Raw genomic sequence first — 17,810 nt, 5'->3', positions numbered from 1 at the left:
ATATTAAAGGTGAGTCTACTCTTCGGATTATAGGGGATATCGCACCACCATACAACCCGAAATTCCAACAATTTATGCATATTTTGGAACTGAGAGCTTAATGCGTTCCATTGTCAAATCTAGTGTCTTCCCACCTGGACTGGGATCCTTAGCATACTGCCTGTCCCGGCTTGATATTCCCGGAAGCTTGCTCCCGGCAAGAGAAGCGTTCTTAACAGGCGGACCACTCCGCCATGGGTCAGGACCAGAATGCGAGGCGGATAGAGGGAAAAGGCGGGATCTCTTGCATCATGAGTTTGTTCAGCGCGATTCAGCATTTCCGACATAACCTCCGTGCAGAACCCCGATACCCTGCTGCTGAAATGTTCCCAGGATTCGCCTCCAGGAGGGGTAACCTGCTCAGGATGATCAATCCATTCCCTATAGAACGGATTGTCCTTCAGCATGTCATAGGTCTTGCCTTCCCATTCGCCGAAGTTCATTTCTCTAAGTCTCTGATCGAACCTCGCCCCAGCTATCAGATCCGGCCTAACCCGCTGTAAAGTCTCCGGGCAGCGCCGCAAATCACTGCTGTACACAGCGCAGAATCCCAGCCCATGCAGCTCGGAGGCCAGCGGGCGGAGCAGCGCCTCTTCGCCAGGCAGCAGCGCAAGATCTGTATGTCCAAGGTAGCGCCGCTCCGCATTCCACTTTGTCTGTCCATGACGAACAATGATCCACTCCACTGTCAGCTCCACAGCAGACTGCCTCCCCGCCACAGAAGAACTGCCGTTCCAAGGACTACCCAAATGTTGGATACCCACATGAGCATTGCGGCTGTCTTGGGAATATCCTCTGGAACCATCTCACGGGTCTTGTCCCCCATATATGCCCGGAAGGAAGCAACGCTGTGATACACGTTCTCACCGCCAAGGCGGATGCCCAGCGCTCCTGCCACGGCGGACTCCGGATAACCGCTATTCGGGCTGGGATGTGAAGCAGCGTCTCTGCGAACTATCCGGTAAGCGCGTCCGGAATCAAGGCCCATCCCTTTCGAGACGGCAATGAGCAGCAGAGCCGTCAGTCTTGCCGGGATGTAGTTGGCCGCATCATCTAGACGGGCCGATGCCCAGCCAAGCTTCAGATATTTCTCGTTCTTGTACCCGACCATCGAATCAAGGGTATTCACCGCGCGGTAAGCCATCGCCAGCGGCGCGCCGCCAATGATCGCATAGAACAGCGGGGAGACAACACCGTCCACAATATTCTCGGCCACTGTCTCTACCGCTCCCCGGGCAATCTCGGAAGATTCCAGGTGTCCGGTATCCCGGCCTACGATCATGCCCAGCGACCGGCGCGCTGCCGGGAGGTCTCCCTGCCGCAGGCAGTGATATACCGCCATGCCCGCGTCTTTCAGGCCTTTCGCGGCAACTGTGGTCGCGATCAGCCAGACTTCCGCGGCAGCAGCAAGCCAGGGACTGATCCGGCCAAGCAGCCAGATCAGTCCCCAGCTAAGGGCGAAGGCGCCGCCCGCCACAAGCAGCGGCAGCAGCAAGCCCGCCGCCTTGAAGCGGCGCTCGGGCACCCGGCGGCGGATTGCCGCCTCGATCCGCGTGATCGCACGGCCCATCCCTACAACGGGATGGGGAATGGCCCGCGGATCGCCAATCAGCCGGTCGACCACATAGGCGGCCGGCAGGACCCACCAGGCGCTCACCGCCGGACTCCGGCGGCGGCGAGCGCCTCTCGCACCGCGCTGTAGACGAGGCGGCCAATCCGGCCGCCGATGTGGGTCGCGGTGCCGGCGTACGGGTGCAGCTGCCCGTACGCGGGGTTCTGGCTGACGCCGATGATGACGGCGTCGGTGGTCGTGCCGGTGGCCGTTAGGCCATTCTCGGCATCGGGCACCCCTAGATCGGCGAGGGCAGCCGCCTTCGCCTCGGTGGCAGTGATGATCGCGTTCACCATCGCGGCCGAAGTCATCCGGCCGTCCACCGCGATTATGAGATTGATCGTTCCCGGGACATAGTCCGCCGGGAACGTCGTGCGTGCCGTGCCCGCGCGGGCTCCGTTGGATACGCCCGCCGTGGCGCAGATGAACACGGAGGCTTCGTCGTCCAGCTCCTCCGCCACCGCGGTATGCTCAAGCCGGACGGCTGTCAATAGTCCAGCCGTCATCTCCAGCGGATATTCCCACCGCTGGAGCAGATCCCTGATGTCCCGCTCGGGATCATCGCATCGATAGAAGCGGTCGACATAGATGTTAACCATCCTCTGCAGACGAACCATGCCGCCTCCATAGACAGCACTACCCAGAGCATCAACCGGGCCCGGCAGATTCACGGAAATATGTCTTTCACCCCGGACAAGCCGAAGCCCTGGATAAGCCTCTGACCTGTACTCCCCCCGGGGATTATCGCCTTCGCTTCCTGTATGTATGAATGGTGTACTCATTCTTCATCCCCCTTATCACCAACTCTGCCTGTTATCTGTGTCCCAATTTCAGCCTGAATCTCACGGACCAGCAGGCCGTTGTCCTTCTTGCTCTTAACCGCCACCCGGATATCCCTGTCTTCGAGCCCCGGATACATGGCGCAGCTGCGGACTAGAATTCCCCGCTTCCCAAGTTCGTTCTGCATCAGACTGGCTGTCCAGCCTTCAGGCAGTCTTACCAGGAGAAAGTTCGCTTCGCCGGCCCAGGTTCTGCATCCAAGGCGCTCCAGATCTTCACGCAGGCGCCTGCGCTCTTCCGTAATTAAGGTAATTGTAGCTTGTTCATACTCTGCCGGACTTGCCAGACATATCTGACCTGCAAGCAGGGCGAGCTGGTTCACACTCCAGGTGACCTGCTTGCCCGTCATAGCACGGATAATATCGGGATGAGCAATGCCATAACCAAGCCGGAGTCCTGGAATTGCATAGAACTTTGTCATGGATCTAACCAGAATAAGCCTCGGAAATAAGCCGATCTCCTGTACCAGTGAATGCCTTGAATCAGGCTCAATGAAATCAATGAAGGCTTCATCAATGACAAGATAAGTACCTTCCCTTTCGGCAATAAGCGCGTATTCTCTCAGTATTTCCGAATCATATTGAACTCCATTTGGATTGTTCGGCTGTCCAAGGAACACCAGATCGGACTTCCTGATCAGCAGCTCCATGTCCTTCGGATCAGCATGAAAGTCATGATCCGCCGTACCTCTTACCGAGGTTATCTTAGAGCCAAACTGCCGAGCCAGAGCTGAATATTCCGAGAAGCAGGGTTCCACAACTCCCACTGTCTCCGGCTTCAATGCCAGGAGGATCAGCGCCATCGTCTCCGCCGCTCCATTGCCAATCGAGAGCCATGATTCGTCCACACCAAGCTTCCGAGCCAACAAGCACTTGAACTGGCGGTGTCCCGGATCAGGGTACCTGGTAATCGAGGCAAGTCCTTCCGTCAATCTCTCCACAAGCCCGGGCGGCGGGCCCAGCGGATTAATATTGCTGCTGAAGTCCGTGAAATCTCCAGCCTCTCTTCCATAGGTACTTGCGGCCGTCTCCAAATCCCCGCCGTGTCCGTATACTTCCAGCATAAGATTACCTTCCTGTTCTTCTATAATAAGAGCAATTACTATTTTCACATTTGATTGCGGTTATTGCCGCGGGACATGCCTGATCTGTCAGCAGCTGCTCCCCCCAGATTGCTTAATGTATAGCAGAGCTCGGCTCAAAAATCTGCACAAGTAAGGCGAGCACCTTCGCTCCAACTATCCCGGGCATCCTATCCACGATGTCTCCGCTGCAGGACATTTTTCCAACTGCGTTATAAATAGGCTATAGTTGTACCCATTATGACGGCAGCATACTTTTCACGTCAATAAAGCGTCAAAATTCTTTGGTTTCCCCGAATAATTGCGTTACAATGAGAAAGTAAGTGACAAAGCATAGATCAGATACGGAGGACAAGAGAGCGATGCTGTTTATCGATAATCAAGGCATTACAGATGCCGCCATTAATCTCGCCATTGAGGAGTATGCGCTCAAGCATCTTCCGGCGGACGAGACCTACTTACTCTTTTATATCAATGCTCCGTCTGTCATTATTGGCAAGCATCAGAACACCATAGAAGAGATCAATGCGGAGTATATCAAGGATAACGGCGTTAAGGTCGTCCGGCGGTTATCCGGCGGCGGTGCCGTATATCACGACCTGGGGAACCTCAACTTCAGCTTCATTACGAAGGATGATGGTCAATCTTTTCATAACTTCCGCAAATTCACCCAGCCTGTAGTTGAAGCCCTTCAGCAGCTTGGGGTGAATGCGGAGCTTACCGGCCGCAACGATCTTCAGGTTGGAGAACAGAAGGTATCCGGCAATGCCCAATTCTCCACACGGGGACGTATGTTCAGTCATGGAACCCTCATGTTCGACCTGAATCTCGACCATGTGCAGGCTTCCCTCCATGCCAACCCGGAGAAGTTCAAGTCCAAGAGCACCAAATCCGTGCGCAGCCGGGTAGCCAATATTTCCGACTTTCTGGATAAGAAGATCACGATTGAAGAATTCCGGTCAGAGCTGCTTCGGCATATTTTCGGCATGGAAGTGGACAAGATCCCCCAGTATGTGCTGACGGAAGAAGACTGGAGCAAGATTCATGAGATCTCCAAGGAACGGTATCAGAACTGGGAATGGAACTACGGCCTGTCCCCTGAGAGCAATGTGAAGCATGCCAAGAAATTCCCGGTGGGTATAATCGATCTTCGGATGGACATTAAGGATGGACGGATTGCCGAGATCAAGATTTATGGAGATTTCTTCGGTGTGGGCGATGTCGCTGACATTGAAGATAAGCTTCGGGGACTCCGTTATGAAGAGAGTGAGGTTGCAGGTGCTCTGGCGGATACGGACGTAAAGCACTATTTCGGCAATATTGAACTCAGCGACTTCATCGGGCTCGTCTTCCTTGAAGAGTAGGCACACCGGTTAAAATGCGGCTTACCCGTTCCAGGCTTGCAGAGCTTAGTCTGCTGATTGTTGCTATGATGTGGGGCTGTACGTTCCTGATGGTTCAGTCCGCAGTGCAAGCACTTCCTCCGCTGGCATTTAACGCGGTCCGCTTTATTGGAGCCGCACTGCTTCTGGCCGTAATTATTTCCGTATTCTACTCGCAAGAGTGGAGACTCTTCTCGGGCAAAATGCTGCTGCATGGCTCACTTCTGGGCGTATTTCTGTTTGGGGGATACGCCTTTCAGACCATGGGCCTGCTGTATACCACAACTTCCAATGCTGGATTCATCACCGGCCTATCGGTTGTTATGGTTCCTTTTCTGGCGGCTGTACTGCTGAGGCACAGGTTATCCCGAGTGAGTCTCGCTTGTGCGCTGCTTGCCGCTTGTGGTCTATACTTATTAGCCTTTCCTGGAGGCAGCTTCATTCCTAACCGGGGAGATGGCCTGGTACTGCTATGCGCGTTTGCTTTTGCGCTCCATATTGGCTTCACCGGAATTTATGCTCCCAGGTATCCGGCTCTGCCTCTCGCTGCTGTGCAGCTTGCGGTGACCGGCCTGTTAAGTCTGGCGTCTTCCCTGCTGACCGAGAACCTGGGTTCATGGAATCATCTGTCAAATACTCTAATGCAGTCCGAAGTACTGATTGCCCTGCTTGTGTCTATCGGTCCGACCAGTGCTTTTGCTTTCTGGATTCAGACCGTCAGCCAGCAGTACACCACCCCTACCCGGGTTGCCGTTATCTTCGCCATGGAGCCAGTGTTCGCGGCTCTGACCGGAGTCGTATTCGCAGGTGAGGTTCTGGGATGGCCCGCCCTGATTGGCTGTGCCTGTATCCTGACAGGCATGATTGCGTCAGAGCTTCAGCCTGCGGCTTCTTCTGTTGAAGCTGTGCCACATACTGCTGCTGGCAGCCAGATGAACAAAGACATCAGCGCCTGATCCTCGGCGCGATACAAGGAGAGAAACCTAATGCCAAAATATAAACTCATCGCCATCGATATTGACGATACCCTTATTAATGATGACAAGGAAGTGACCCCAGGAACCCAGCAGGCTTTGGAAGCCGCTGTAGCTGCTGGCGTGGTGGTTACTCTGGCAACCGGCCGGGCTTATGCCTCGGCTCACAAAATCGCCCGTCAGACTGGACTCAACGTTCCCATCATCACGTATCAGGGCGCTCTGGTGAAGAACCTTCTTGACGAGAAGGTGTTGTATGAACGCTACATGCCTGTTGATGCGGCCCGCAAGCTGTTCCAATACTGTATTGAACACAACTTGCATCTGCAGACTTATATTGACGATAAGCTGTATTCCCGTGAAGAGAATCAGAAGCTGATCGATTATGGCAAATTAAATAATACCCAGTATTATATCGAGCCGGATTTCGAGAAGCTGATCTCCCAGCCTACACCGAAAATGCTCATTATTGATGAGCCGGATTATCTCGATGAGCTGATTCCGATCTTCCGCGAACTGCTCGGAGACGGTGTGCACATTACGAAATCCAAGCCTTACTTCCTCGAGTTCATGCACAAAGAAGGTACCAAGGGAGAGGCCCTCACCTTCCTTGCGGATCATTTCGGCTGTGACCTGTCTGAGACCATTGCGATCGGTGACTCCTGGAACGATCATGAAATGCTTGAAGCCGCAGGTCTTGGTGTAGCTATGGGCAATGCCATTGCCCCGCTCAAGGAGCTTGCCGATTATGTAACAGCCAGCAATAACGATGATGGAGTTAAAGAAGTGATTGAGAAGTTCGTTCTTGCACAGCAATAAGGCTAGGTAAGATAGCCAACCGGTTCCATGTGTTTTATAATTTTCATTACTTAAGCCAGACCAGTGTTCACAAAAAATGGCTGTCCTATTTCCCCAATAGGACAGCCATTTCTGTATACGCAAGACGGACATGACCGGGAAGCGGATAATCCCGCCTCAAGTCAACGTCATGAGACATATGTGTAAAGACCACTTGCTCCGGTTGCACATCTGCCAGAAGCTCCACTGCCTCTGTCATGTCATAGACTGAACGGGTATGGAACGGAGCCTCCTCCTTATAGAAGCTTGTTCCCAGCACCAGCAAATTAAGTCCCCGCATCAGAACTCTGTCTTCTGGAGGAAGCGCAATGGCATCCGAGCAGTAGCACCAGCTGAATCCGTTCTTCTCCAATCTATAAGCATAGGAATAACCGTTCTTGCCGTGAAAGACCCTCCAGCCCTGTATCTTCCAACCCGCAAGTGTAATGCCTTCGTCAATCTCATGGAAATCAACATGTCCCCCGAGCCATGGGTACTGCCTCAAGATAAGCCCGATCACCTCGCGGGGAGCATACAGCTGGCCCCGACATTCCAGCCACCTGCAAGCATCCGTCCATTCCGGCAGTCCGCCGATATGATCAAAATGTGCGTGAGTGATTACAATATGTCTGACAAATCGCAGCTTGCGCTGTTCCATTTGTGCACGCCAGTCAGGGCCGCAGTCAATCAGGAAAGACTCCTCACCCGCATCCACCAGAACGCTGGAACGATAACGCCTGTTCACGCCTGATGTCCTGGCCTCTTCACAGACTCCGCATTCGCAGTATACACGGGGCACTCCCATCGCATCCCCGGTTCCCCAGAATCTAAGCTGATCTCCCACAGCCTTCACTCCTCCCCGACTTGCCTTTAAGCCGTATAGTTATGTACCACTGAATTGCTACGCTCTATATTACCAAGCCCTATTATAGTCCACCTGGTAGAACTCAACAAGAAAGCCCTGTCTTCTGCGGATGGTTAGTAACAGCAAATAACCGAAGATCAGATCTTCGGCTACGCACTCAAGCAGATATACAATTAAATAATTACAGTTAGCGGGTCCACCTTGAATCGGTTCTCAGCCATCCAGCTTCCTTTTTCATTATAGAGATAAGCCCGGTGAACCAGAACTTGAACCTGCTGCCCTACCTGAAGGTTCTCCTTCTCCAGAGAGCGGTAAGTTGTTAAGGTATAACCACCTACCTCAACTTCAACCAGCCACTGGCTGCCGCGGAAATGCAGGTGCTTCACGATCCCGCTGTCCGTTGCTGACAGCACCTGGAACTCCTGCTTGGTCCCTACTTCAATATACTCCGGACGAATCAATGCCTTGGTATCGCTGCCCCTGCTCGCTTCATCAAAACCCTTCAGCTGGGCCGCATTGTCTACCAGTGTGGACTCACCAATGAACTGGGCTACAAAAGGCGTCGAAGGGTCTTTATAAATATCCCAAGGCGTCCCTTTCTGCTCAAGTTGGCCGTGACTGATAATCATAATTTCATCTGCGACTTCAATAGCCTCATCCTGGTCGTGAGTAACAAAGATGGAGGTAATCCCTACACGCTCAATAAGCTCACGCAGCCACGAACGCAGTTCCTGGCGAATCTTCGCATCTATAGCCGCAAATGGTTCATCCAGCAGCAGCAGCTGAGGCTCAGGAGCAAGCGCGCGGGCAAAAGCCACCCGTTGACGCTGTCCACCAGACAGCTGATGAGGATAACGCTGCTCGAATCCCTTGAGCCCGGTCAACTCGACCAGCTCCATAACCCGGTTCCGGATGTTATCCTTCGATGCCTTCTTCACCTTCAAACCGAAGGCTATATTATCATATACAGTCATATGCTTAAATAAAGCATAGCTCTGAAATACGAATCCAATACCGCGTTCTTGAGGCGTCAAATGGTTAACCCGCTGTCCGTGAAATAGGATTTCACCTGAATCGGGACTCTCCAGACCTGCCAGCATCCGCAGAATCGAGGTCTTCCCGCCACCACTCGGACCAAGCAGACCAATTAACTGACCCTTCTGGATCCCAAAGCTGACATCTTTAACTGCATGAAAAGAACCGAAATGCTTATCCAAATTTTTAACTTCTACGTGCATGTTGGCACACGCCCCTTCCTCACATCAAACGGTAGGCTCTAATTTATATCACTCTCTTGTATAACAATCACGAATTGATTATTACAAATTCTCATCAATTTACTGGGTATAAACTTATCACTTACTTTACCAAATACCTGCTTCAATCGTCAATTGTTTAGAATGTTTAGATTGGATAGTTTTTTGTTAATAATAGAAAGGGAAAGTTACCTTGGCCTCTTGCACATATATTTTTCTCCAAATCTATTGATACATACCAGGCCATACAGTAAGATATAACTAGAACTTTCTACCTATACCACCTGCAAGGAATGATAAAAATGGAACTGTTAACAGGCAATTGTCCTAATTGTGGGTCCGTATATCGGAGAAATATCAGGGACTTATGTACCAATTGTAGCGCGAAGCTGGACTCCGAGCTTGTTCAGTGTCTGGATTTGCTGTGGAGATCTCCTAATGTAACTACTGACGAATTAAGCCAATCTACTAAAATTAAAAAGTCTGTTATTATTCGATTCATTAAAGAAGGCCGGCTGCCAAGGAACTGCAAGAATTTAACTTATCCTTGTGAATGCTGTGAAGCCCCGATCCGTCACAATCGTCTCTGTGTTGGGTGCTCGGTTACCTTCACCGGAGTCGCTGAGCAGCTAAACTCCAAATTTGTCCTTCATCAAGGTAGCGGCTTCATGATGAACCGGAGACTGAACGAACAAAGATAATAACACTCTTGCAGAAGCCTATCCGGCTTCTTTTTACTATCATGTGCTTAGAAAGGGAGGTACCCATGCTAATTACACTTGAGCTTACTACAAGCAAACGGGACGAATTACGCGACATTACAAGAGAAGTGGCGAGTGCAGTCAATCGCAGCGGCGTTAAGGAAGGATTGGCCGTGATCTATTGTCCGCATACCACCGCCGGAATCGCTATTAACGAGAACGCGGACCCGGATGTAAGACACGATGTGCTTATGCGGCTTAACGAGGTCTATCCGTGTGAACACCCCAAATACCGTCATGCAGAAGGCAATACCGCCTCTCATCTCAAATCGATTACAGCTGGTCCTTCCCAGACGATCATTATCCATGAAGGTCGGCTTCTCCTCGGTAGATGGCAGGGCATATATTTCTGTGAATTTGATGGACCAAGATCAAGACAATATCATGTTAAAATATATGAAGGATGACCACCAGCCCTGCTCCGGTTAACCCGGGCCGGGCTATTATTTTGGTTTATTCACTTTACATCAGTATATTAACGTTATAGTGATTCACAGCTACATCGTTGCACCTAATTAAAGCAGTGCAGTAAAAAATATACGCCTTGCGACGCGTCAAACTAAAGGTTATGACTCAGCATTTTGACATGGGCAATGGCAGCAGGTTGAATCTCTTCGAAAGTAAGATGATCCTGTATATAGAATGAGATGAATCCATGCAATCCCAAGAACAAGCTAAGTGGAACCGACGTATGCTGAGCCAATGGATGGCCTTCTTCCTTCATATATTTCTTCACGATGGCTGCGAATAGATCAAAGCACTTGGATTGCTCTGCCCGGCAGTAGGAGAGAATCTCTTCATCGCGTAGCATGAACATAATCTCATATTGATGCGGATGATCCATCCCGAACTTAATGAACTCCAGCATGAGCTGTTCAACCTTGGTCAATCCATCTACCGGCGGGCTGCTGATCACTTGGCGGAACAATAACTCTACATGATTGAAGTCCTGTACAACGATGGCATAGAACAACTCGGCCTTCTCTTTAAAATGATAATAAAGCGATCCGTGGCTGTATCCAAGATGCTGCCCGATACTTCTCATCGAAATCGCACGGTACCCTTTGGTAATGAACAAATGCCTGGCGGCATCCATGATTCTGTCTCTAGACAACTCCTGTTCCACTGCTCTTCTTGCCATTTCGCATTATTCCCCTTCGATAAAGTAAACCCTCTCGCCTTCCGTAATCACGGATTGTCCTTGTGTTAAATCGATCATCCAGGCCTTGAAGACTTCAGCCTCCGGATCCTCAGGCAGACATAATAAAGTAACTCGGTCCGCAAAAGAAGACGGTCCTGTACGCACACCGCGTGTTCTTAGTTCATTCTCGATTTTGCCAAGCCAGGTATAATCTACTTCGACATAAATTTGCCTATGCAGAACAAGCGTGATAGCCCCTCCGGCTTCTATGGCTGCCACGGCTCCATCCGTATAAGCCCGAATCAGGCCCCCGGCTCCCAGCATAATGCCGCCGAAATAACGGGTTACCACAATAGCTACGTTCTTGAGCCCCTGATTACGGATAACTTCAAGAATAGGCTTGCCCGCTGTACCGCTCGGTTCCCCATCATCTGATTGCTTCTGGATTTCGTCACGTTCACCAATCATATAAGCAGAGCAGTTATGAGTGGCATTCCAGTGCTCTTTCTTATTCTGCTCAATAAATGCAATCGCTTCTGATTCCGTATGAACAGGAATAATATGGCCAATAAATCTGGACTTCTTGATCACGATTTCCTTGCTGCCGGGTTCCCTGACTGTTCTATATCTCTCTAACATAACGTACTACCTTTCAGACTTATGATGATGTGCCAAGAGCAGTCCGGCCGGTTTGTGGCGAACTGCTCTTTGTGCACATATATCTTATATCCCTAATTACAGGAACAACGCAGAATATTATTCGGAAAGTCTTGCTTCAAGCTCAGCTTTCTCTTTCTCATATCCAGGCTTGCCGAGAAGGGCGAACATGTTCTTCTTGTAGGCTTCCACACCTGGCTGGTCAAATGGATTCACTCCAAGCAGATAACCGCTGATCCCGCACGCTTTCTCGAAGAAATACACCAGATATCCGAAGGAATATGGCGAGAAATCAGGCACGTTAACAATCAGGTTAGGCACCTGGCCATCCGTATGTGCAAGCAAGGTTCCTTGGAAAGCCTTCTTGTTCACGAAGTCCACAGTTTTGCCAGTGAGGAAGTTCAGACCGTCCAGATCATCCGGATCAGATTCGATCGTAATATGATGATCCACATCGGACACCTGAATTACCGTCTCGAAGATATTCCGGTTACCTTCTTGAATGAATTGTCCCATAGAGTGAAGATCAGTGGAGAAGTCCACGGACGCCGGGAAGATCCCCTTATAATCCTTACCTTCACTTTCACCGAACAATTGCTTCCACCACTCGGACACAAAGTGCAGGGATGGTTCGTAGTTCACGAGAATTTCGGTAACTTTGCCTTTGCGGTACAAAGCGTTACGTACAGCCGCATATTGGTAGCTTGCATTCTCGGCGAGGTTCGGGTTGCTGAATTCTTTGGAGGCATCAGCTGCACCTTGCATGATCTGCTCAACATCAATGCCAGCCGCCGCGATAGGCAGAAGGCCCACAGCAGTAAGTACGGAATAACGTCCGCCAACATCATCAGGAATGACAAATGTCTCGTAGCCTTCTTCGTCAGCAAGCTTCTTCAAGGCACCTTTGGCACGGTCAGTAGTTGCATAGATCCGCTTACGTGCTTCTTCTTTGCCGTATTTCTTCTCAAGCTCTGCACGGAAAATACGGAACGCGATAGCCGGCTCAGTAGTCGTACCGGACTTGGAGATGACGTTGACCGAGAAGTCCTTGCCTTCGATCAGATCAAGCAGGTGCGTTACGTAAGTGGAGCTGATGTTATTTCCGGCAAAAAAGATCTGCGGAGTCTTACGCTTGTCCTTCGGCAAAGTGTTGTAGAACGAATGGGACAATGCTTCAATCGCGGCACGGGCTCCCAGATATGAACCGCCGATTCCAATTACAATCAGCACTTCGGAATCAGACTGGATCTTGCTTGCAGCCTGGCGGATACGCGCGAATTCTTCCTTGTCGTATTCAGTCGGCAGGTTAATCCAGCCGAGGTAATCGGAGCCGGCACCTGTTCCTTTATGTAATTGTTCATGAGCCACACGAACCGGCTCTGCAAGATTGTCAATCTCATGTTGACCAACGAACGTAAGGGCTTTACTGTAATCAAAAGTTACTTTTTTTGACATGATGCAAACTACCTCCGTTTATATTTGTATGGGTTAATCTGCCTATCCAAGAAACAACTTAAAACTAGAATACTGTATATTCCAAGTGAAGACAAGGGCACATCGTGCACGTTTCTCCCGTTGCGTGGTAAAATACTAGCGGTGGTACAATTCGACAACAGAAGGTGGATTTTGTATGAAAAGAATCGGATTTATCGGTCTGGGCACGATGGGGGCTCCTATGGTCTCCAATCTGCTCAAGAAAGGATACCCTGTAACCGTATATAACCGCACCGCCTCCAAAGCAGAAGCTTTGGTTCAGGAAGGGGCCACCGCCGTCTCTACGCCCCGCGAGGCAGCTGAAGGCCATGATGTGATCATTACCATGGTCAGCGATGACAGCTCGATCGCGGACGTCTACGAGGGTGACAATGGCGTTCTGCAGGGGCTTCACCCGGGAAGCATTGTAATCGACTGCAGTACTATATCTCCCGCGCTTTCCAGAAAGCTTGCTTCCCAAATCACCGCCCTCGGCGGTTCTTTCCTGGATGCACCTGTAACCGGAAGTTCACCGGCTGCTGTCAGCGGCACGCTTGTATTCATGGTCGGCGGTCCTGCGGATACCCTGGAATCAACCTCTGACATCTTCGATACCCTGGGCAAAAAGGTTCTACATATGGGCGACAATGGCACAGGTTCCGTTGCCAAGCTTGCCCACAATACAATGGTTGGCATCAACAACCTCGCACTTGCCGAGGGCTTCGCCATCGCTTCCAAGTCCGGCCTTCCGGCTGACGCCTTCCTTGAGCTGGTTCAGCTCGGCTCTGCCGGAAGTAAAGCCGCCGAGCTTAAAGGTCAGAAGATTATTGATCATGATTTCAGCAATCAATTCTCCCTGCAGCTCATGCTCAAGGACCTGAAGCTCGCTTCTTCCCTGACCGATGGCGCATCCATCCCGTCTCCCATGCTGAACCTGGCCAAGAGCTTGTTCCAAGCCGGCCAGACCCAGGGCTACGGCGAGGAGGACCTCTCCGCTGTCGTTAAGATCTACGAGAGCTGGATCGGCCAGACGATCGCTGGTAAAAAGCTATAGAACACATCAAAAGAAGGGCATGCCTCATACTGGCAGCCCTTCTTTTTGCATCCAAAGAGCGCATCCCGCAGGAACAGCGTCTCCCAGTACGTCAGAGCACTCAACTAAGAAGAGCCAGCCCTGCGGCTCACTCAGTTCTCTGCTCCACCCCGAGCGCATCCCGCAGGGACAGCGCCTCCCAGCACGATAACATCCATCCCAAAAGCCAACCCTGCCACTCACTCAGTTCTCTGCTCAACCCCAAGCGTATCCCGCAGGGACAGCGCCTCCCAGAACGATAACATCCACCCCAAAAGCCAACCCTACCACTCACTCAGTCTCTGCCCAACCCTAAGCGCATCCCGCAGGGACAGCGTCTCCTTGCACGCTAGAACACATAACCCAAAGCAGCTTCACCACTTGCCACTCAGACGTAAAGCGTGTCCTGAAAGGACGACAAGCGGCTCCAAAGCACGAATTAAACTCCGTACGCTTTGAAGCCGCTTGTTATGCCAATCTTTACAGTTCCAAAACTCCATCCCACAGAAAGCGGGTCCCGCAGGGACGGCAAGCGATCATAAGCTCCTACTGAGCTAAGTCCCGCCACCGCCTCTCTCCAGACCCATTTCGGGTGTCCAGAGGTAAAAGTTTTCCAAAGGAAAACTGCTTCGGAAGCATACGCTCAGCCCTTGGGGCCCTCCTGAAAGTTTCCGAAGGAAACTCGCAACGGAAGCATAAGCTCCAGGGAGGGTTTGGGAGGGTAATCACTCACTTATATGAACACAAGTAATCCGTCACCGTGTTCACTTCCAGCTTGAATTTCCGACCTGCGGGAACGGTGAACTCGCCCTGACCGTTGATTTCTCTCCACTCCGTCTCATCTGGAAGAAGAACCTTCAGATCTCCGGATTGAATCAGCATAACCTCTTCCGTGTCTGTTCCGAATTCATAAGAACCAGGCAGCATGATACCCAGTGTTACTTTGCTTCCATCCTGCAAGTACACGGCACGGCTGGTCACTTTTCCATCAAAATAAATATTGGCTGCTTTATCTACGGTTACATTTTTAAATTGCGGCATCGGCTTCCGTTCCCCTTTTTTGGTCGTTTATCGTTGATTACAGTTGAGCTTTAACGTGTTTAACTACATTTTCAACAGTGAAGCCGTACTCAGCAATCACTTTGTCACCAGGTGCGGATGCGCCGAACGTGTTGATGCCGATAACGGAACCATTCTCACCAACATAACGCTCCCAGCCGAATGGATGAGCCATTTCAATGGCAACACGGGCTTTAACTTCTGGAAGAATAACCGAATCCTTATAGGCTTGATCCTGCTTGTCGAACAGATCCCAGCTTGGCAAGCTGATGACGCGAACCTGAATACCTTCTTCAGCCAGAGCCGCTTGAGCTTTAACCGCGAGCTGAACTTCAGAACCTGTAGCGATCAACTGGGCAACCGGCTTGCCGTCTTTGGCATCGGATACCACATAACCACCGCGTTTGATTCCTTCACGGGACAGCTCCGCTGTGTTCTCAAGCACAGGCAGGTTCTGACGAGTCAGTACCAGAGCAACCGGGTTGCTCGTGTTCTCAGTCGCATATGCCCAAGCAGCTGAAGTCTCGTTGGCATCAGCCGGACGGATCACAGTCAGACCAGGAATAATACGGATCGATGCAAGCTGCTCGATTGGTTCATGTGTAGGACCATCTTCACCAACCGCGATACTGTCGTGGGTAAGTACATAAGTAACAGGAAGACCCATGATCGCAGCCAGACGAATCGCCGGACGCAGGTAGTCTGTGAAGACGAAGAATGTACCGCCAAATATTTTGAGTCCACCATGCAGGGCAACCCCGTTCATCGCGGCAGCCATACCGAACTCACGAACACCGAAGTACACATTGCGTCCTTCGTAGCTGTTTGGAGTCAATACAGGAAGACCTTTCAGGTGAGTCATTGTGGAGCTCTCAAGGTCAGCAGATCCGCCGAGAAGCTGTGGAACTCCTTTTACCAGACCATTAAGTGCATTACCGGAAGCTACGCGAGTAGAAAGCGCTTTGTCCGCGGATGTGTACTTAGGAAGCTCAGCATCCCAGTTCGCTGGAAGCTCGCCGGCAATAGCTTGTTCAAATTGTGCAGCAAGTTCAGGGAATTCAGCTTTGTATTTCGCGAATTGTTCATCCCAAGCTTTGTTCGTTTCAATACCGCGCTTCTTCACGTCAGCAAAGTGCTGGCGTACTTCATCAGGTACATAGAAATCTTCTTCGTATACCCATTTGTAGAATTCTTTGGTCAGCTTGGCTTCATCCGCTCCAAGTGGTGAACCGTGAGTACCGCCGTGGCCGCCTTTACCTTGCTTGTTCGGGCTGCCGTATCCGATTACAGTCTTCACTTCGATAAGAGTTGGACGAGCTGTGTCCTTCTTAGCTTCCTCAATTGCCGCTTCAATTGCGCTCAGATCGTTACCGTCTTTCACCAGCAAAGTCTGCCAGCCATAAGCATCGAAACGTTGTCTAACGTTCTCGGAGAAGCTCAGGTTAAGCTCGCCGTCAAGAGAGATATCATTAGAGTCATACAGGAAAATCAATTTGCCCAGCTTCAAGTGGCCTGCAAGGGATGCCGCTTCCGCCGACACACCTTCCATCAGGTCTCCGTCGCCGCAAATGCCGTAAGTATAGTGATCAACGACCTTATAGTCGTTTCTGTTATATGTTGCCGCCAGGTGCTCTTCAGCAAGAGCCATACCCACTGCCATTGCAATACCTTGGCCCAGTGGTCCAGTGGTCGCATCTACACCGGCAGTATGTCCAAATTCAGGGTGACCAGGAGTCTTGCTTCCCCATTGACGGAACTGCTTCAGATCATCAAGAGACAGATCATAACCGCTAAGGTGCAGCAAGCTGTATAGAAGCATGGAACCATGTCCGGCGGACAGTACGAAACGGTCACGGTTGATCCAGGTCGGATGATCCGGATTGTGGTTCATGGTTTTGGCGAACAATTGATAGCCCATAGGAGCAGATCCCATCGGCATGCCCGGGTGACCGGAATTTGCTTTCTCGATTGCGTCGATAGAAAGGGTACGGATGGTGGCAATCGACAAATTATCGATTACATTGTTGTCAGCGATTTCCTTGATTTGATCAGCCATTAATTTGTTTCCTCCTCAAAGGTCTTTAGATAAGTTTGATTAAGGGATCAAACATAACGTCCAAATTGAAAAAGTCATTTTGACTTATTTATGCATTGTACCACAAATACGCGGTCAATTTCCATACCGTCTGTCCAGAAGTCCCATAAAATGCGTTCTTTCGCTGTTTTTCGCGCACGGCATCTGCTTTCTGACAGAATGGGCAAAATGCTACTAGATTACAGCTTCCCTAACTTTGAACAAACTATACGAGATCTGACTGGTGTACCCAAAAAATCAAAAAGCCTCATACGAGCGGGAGGCATATCGCCACCCGTGCCATCTCGATGAGGACAGATTGTTCATAATTAATAATTCAGCCGGTTTTCACTGATAATGAAGCTAGGTGAAGGCCCGCCACGCCCAGGACAATTAGAGCAACACATATAACTTTCATCAAATTAATCTGTTCCCCATACAAGAGAACGCCTGCCGTCGTAATCAACACGGTACCCAGACCGGACCATATGGCGTACGCCATGCTGAGCTCAAGAGTCTTGACCGCGAAGGTTAAGAAAGTGAAGCTGAATCCATAGAACACAAACATAAGGACCGAAGGCAGGAGCCTCGAGAATCCCTCTGAATATTTCATAATCAGGGTACCGGTAAGTTCCATCGCAATTGCAAAGCATAAGTATAACCAGCCCATTGGCTTCATCCTTTGGC

The 17,810-nt window shown here is 50.7% G+C and carries 17 protein-coding genes; 5 read left to right on the top strand and 12 right to left on the bottom strand.

The genetic code is table 11. The features are described from left to right. Nucleotides 1-119: 119 nt before the first annotated feature. The 4 genes from LDO05_RS04795 to cobD form a co-directional block, all read right to left on the bottom strand. Nucleotides 120-737 carry a histidine phosphatase family protein gene (locus LDO05_RS04795; protein WP_251377770.1) on the bottom strand — a complete coding sequence of 206 codons (618 nt, stop codon included), beginning with the start codon at nucleotides 735-737 and terminating at the stop codon, nucleotides 120-122. Next, on the bottom strand, nucleotides 728-1,696 hold the full coding sequence (gene cbiB / locus LDO05_RS04790) for an adenosylcobinamide-phosphate synthase CbiB (protein ID WP_251377769.1): 969 nt from the start codon (nucleotides 1,694-1,696) through the stop codon (nucleotides 728-730). Before cbiB ends, LDO05_RS04795 begins: the two co-directional genes overlap by 10 nt. After that, on the bottom strand, nucleotides 1,693-2,322 hold the full coding sequence (locus LDO05_RS04785; protein ID WP_346657618.1) for an adenosylcobinamide amidohydrolase: 630 nt from the start codon (nucleotides 2,320-2,322) through the stop codon (nucleotides 1,693-1,695). Before LDO05_RS04785 ends, cbiB begins: the two co-directional genes overlap by 4 nt. Before the next feature lie 107 nt (nucleotides 2,323-2,429). Further along, nucleotides 2,430-3,554 carry a threonine-phosphate decarboxylase CobD gene (cobD, locus tag LDO05_RS04780; RefSeq protein ID WP_251378612.1) on the bottom strand — a complete coding sequence of 375 codons (1,125 nt, stop codon included), beginning with the start codon at nucleotides 3,552-3,554 and terminating at the stop codon, nucleotides 2,430-2,432. 380 nt (nucleotides 3,555-3,934) lie between these two features. Between cobD and lplA the strand changes: the two genes are divergently transcribed. Genes lplA through LDO05_RS04765 form a run of 3 tightly spaced genes read left to right on the top strand, consistent with a single transcriptional unit; the run spans nucleotide 3,935 to nucleotide 6,747 of the window. Continuing rightward, nucleotides 3,935-4,936 carry a lipoate--protein ligase gene (gene lplA, locus LDO05_RS04775; protein WP_251378611.1) on the top strand — a complete coding sequence of 334 codons (1,002 nt, stop codon included), beginning with the start codon at nucleotides 3,935-3,937 and terminating at the stop codon, nucleotides 4,934-4,936. Nucleotides 4,937-4,950: 14 nt separating this feature from the next. After that, nucleotides 4,951-5,910 (top strand): DMT family transporter, encoded by a 960-nt coding sequence (locus tag LDO05_RS04770; RefSeq protein WP_251377767.1) that lies wholly within the window; start codon nucleotides 4,951-4,953, stop codon nucleotides 5,908-5,910. A 30-nt stretch (nucleotides 5,911-5,940) separates the two neighbouring features. Further along, nucleotides 5,941-6,747 (top strand): Cof-type HAD-IIB family hydrolase, encoded by an 807-nt coding sequence (locus LDO05_RS04765; RefSeq protein WP_251377766.1) that lies wholly within the window; start codon nucleotides 5,941-5,943, stop codon nucleotides 6,745-6,747. Nucleotides 6,748-6,832: 85 nt separating this feature from the next. Here LDO05_RS04765 and LDO05_RS04760 read toward each other — a convergent pair whose 3' ends face one another. Both LDO05_RS04760 and LDO05_RS04755 read right to left on the bottom strand, forming a co-directional pair. Continuing rightward, a complete protein-coding gene (locus LDO05_RS04760) occupies nucleotides 6,833-7,570 on the bottom strand; it encodes an MBL fold metallo-hydrolase (RefSeq protein WP_251378610.1) in 738 nt (245 codons plus the stop codon). A gap of 233 nt (nucleotides 7,571-7,803) precedes the next feature. Next, nucleotides 7,804-8,868, bottom strand: a complete 1,065-nt coding sequence (locus tag LDO05_RS04755; protein ID WP_251377765.1) for a sulfate/molybdate ABC transporter ATP-binding protein — start codon at nucleotides 8,866-8,868, stop codon at nucleotides 7,804-7,806. Between the two features lie 784 nt (nucleotides 8,869-9,652). On the opposite strand from LDO05_RS04755, the gene LDO05_RS04750 reads away from it, so the two are divergent. Then, nucleotides 9,653-10,054: a secondary thiamine-phosphate synthase enzyme YjbQ gene (locus tag LDO05_RS04750; RefSeq protein WP_251377764.1), complete on the top strand. Its 402-nt coding sequence runs from the start codon at nucleotides 9,653-9,655 to the stop codon at nucleotides 10,052-10,054. A 152-nt stretch (nucleotides 10,055-10,206) separates the two neighbouring features. Here the strand turns inward: LDO05_RS04750 and LDO05_RS04745 are convergent, their stop codons facing one another. From LDO05_RS04745 to LDO05_RS04735, 3 genes are all read right to left on the bottom strand, one after another. Beyond that, a complete protein-coding gene (locus tag LDO05_RS04745) occupies nucleotides 10,207-10,788 on the bottom strand; it encodes a TetR/AcrR family transcriptional regulator (protein ID WP_251377763.1) in 582 nt (193 codons plus the stop codon). A 6-nt stretch (nucleotides 10,789-10,794) separates the two neighbouring features. Next, a complete protein-coding gene (locus LDO05_RS04740) occupies nucleotides 10,795-11,427 on the bottom strand; it encodes a YigZ family protein (protein WP_251377762.1) in 633 nt (210 codons plus the stop codon). A 117-nt stretch (nucleotides 11,428-11,544) separates the two neighbouring features. Continuing rightward, nucleotides 11,545-12,900, bottom strand: coding sequence for a glucose-6-phosphate isomerase (locus LDO05_RS04735; protein ID WP_251377761.1), 1,356 nt, complete (start codon nucleotides 12,898-12,900; stop codon nucleotides 11,545-11,547). A gap of 175 nt (nucleotides 12,901-13,075) precedes the next feature. Here LDO05_RS04735 and LDO05_RS04730 point away from each other — a divergent pair, with 175 nt between their 5' ends. Continuing rightward, the gene (locus LDO05_RS04730) at nucleotides 13,076-13,972 is read left to right on the top strand and encodes an NAD(P)-dependent oxidoreductase (protein WP_251377760.1); all 897 of its coding nucleotides are present in this window, start codon (nucleotides 13,076-13,078) and stop codon (nucleotides 13,970-13,972) included. Between the two features lie 747 nt (nucleotides 13,973-14,719). Here LDO05_RS04730 and ppnP read toward each other — a convergent pair. From ppnP to LDO05_RS04715, 3 genes are all read right to left on the bottom strand, one after another. Further along, nucleotides 14,720-15,031, bottom strand: coding sequence for a pyrimidine/purine nucleoside phosphorylase (gene ppnP / locus LDO05_RS04725; RefSeq protein ID WP_251377759.1), 312 nt, complete (start codon nucleotides 15,029-15,031; stop codon nucleotides 14,720-14,722). Between the two features lie 37 nt (nucleotides 15,032-15,068). Next, complete coding sequence (tkt, locus tag LDO05_RS04720; RefSeq protein ID WP_251377758.1) at nucleotides 15,069-17,105, bottom strand: transketolase; 2,037 nt, start codon at nucleotides 17,103-17,105, stop codon at nucleotides 15,069-15,071. Nucleotides 17,106-17,460: 355 nt separating this feature from the next. Then, nucleotides 17,461-17,793, bottom strand: coding sequence for a DMT family transporter (locus LDO05_RS04715; RefSeq protein ID WP_251377757.1), 333 nt, complete (start codon nucleotides 17,791-17,793; stop codon nucleotides 17,461-17,463). Between the last annotated feature and the right edge of the window lie 17 nt (nucleotides 17,794-17,810).

Origin of the sequence: Paenibacillus sp. YPG26 (genome assembly GCF_023704175.1) — a bacterium.
GTDB lineage: Bacteria > Bacillota > Bacilli > Paenibacillales > Paenibacillaceae > Fontibacillus.
This window is presented reverse-complemented; position numbering and strand designations above follow the sequence as displayed.

Bases quoted from the DNA above. Each gene is read 5' to 3' on its own strand.
- cobD (WP_251378612.1), bottom strand. From the start codon at position 3,554: ATGCTGGAAGTATACGGACACGGCGGGGATTTGGAGACGGCCGCAAGT.
- lplA (WP_251378611.1), top strand. From the start codon at position 3,935: ATGCTGTTTATCGATAATCAAGGCATTACAGATGCCGCCATTAATCTC.
- LDO05_RS04770 (WP_251377767.1), top strand. From the start codon at position 4,951: ATGCGGCTTACCCGTTCCAGGCTTGCAGAGCTTAGTCTGCTGATTGTT.
- LDO05_RS04765 (WP_251377766.1), top strand. From the start codon at position 5,941: ATGCCAAAATATAAACTCATCGCCATCGATATTGACGATACCCTTATT.
- LDO05_RS04760 (WP_251378610.1), bottom strand. From the start codon at position 7,570: ATGGGAGTGCCCCGTGTATACTGCGAATGCGGAGTCTGTGAAGAGGCC.
- LDO05_RS04755 (WP_251377765.1), bottom strand. From the start codon at position 8,868: ATGCACGTAGAAGTTAAAAATTTGGATAAGCATTTCGGTTCTTTTCAT.
- LDO05_RS04750 (WP_251377764.1), top strand. From the start codon at position 9,653: ATGCTAATTACACTTGAGCTTACTACAAGCAAACGGGACGAATTACGC.
- LDO05_RS04745 (WP_251377763.1), bottom strand. From the start codon at position 10,788: ATGGCAAGAAGAGCAGTGGAACAGGAGTTGTCTAGAGACAGAATCATG.
- LDO05_RS04740 (WP_251377762.1), bottom strand. From the start codon at position 11,427: ATGTTAGAGAGATATAGAACAGTCAGGGAACCCGGCAGCAAGGAAATC.
- LDO05_RS04735 (WP_251377761.1), bottom strand. From the start codon at position 12,900: ATGTCAAAAAAAGTAACTTTTGATTACAGTAAAGCCCTTACGTTCGTT.
- LDO05_RS04730 (WP_251377760.1), top strand. From the start codon at position 13,076: ATGAAAAGAATCGGATTTATCGGTCTGGGCACGATGGGGGCTCCTATG.
- ppnP (WP_251377759.1), bottom strand. From the start codon at position 15,031: ATGCCGCAATTTAAAAATGTAACCGTAGATAAAGCAGCCAATATTTAT.
- tkt (WP_251377758.1), bottom strand. From the start codon at position 17,105: ATGGCTGATCAAATCAAGGAAATCGCTGACAACAATGTAATCGATAAT.
- LDO05_RS04715 (WP_251377757.1), bottom strand. From the start codon at position 17,793: ATGGGCTGGTTATACTTATGCTTTGCAATTGCGATGGAACTTACCGGT.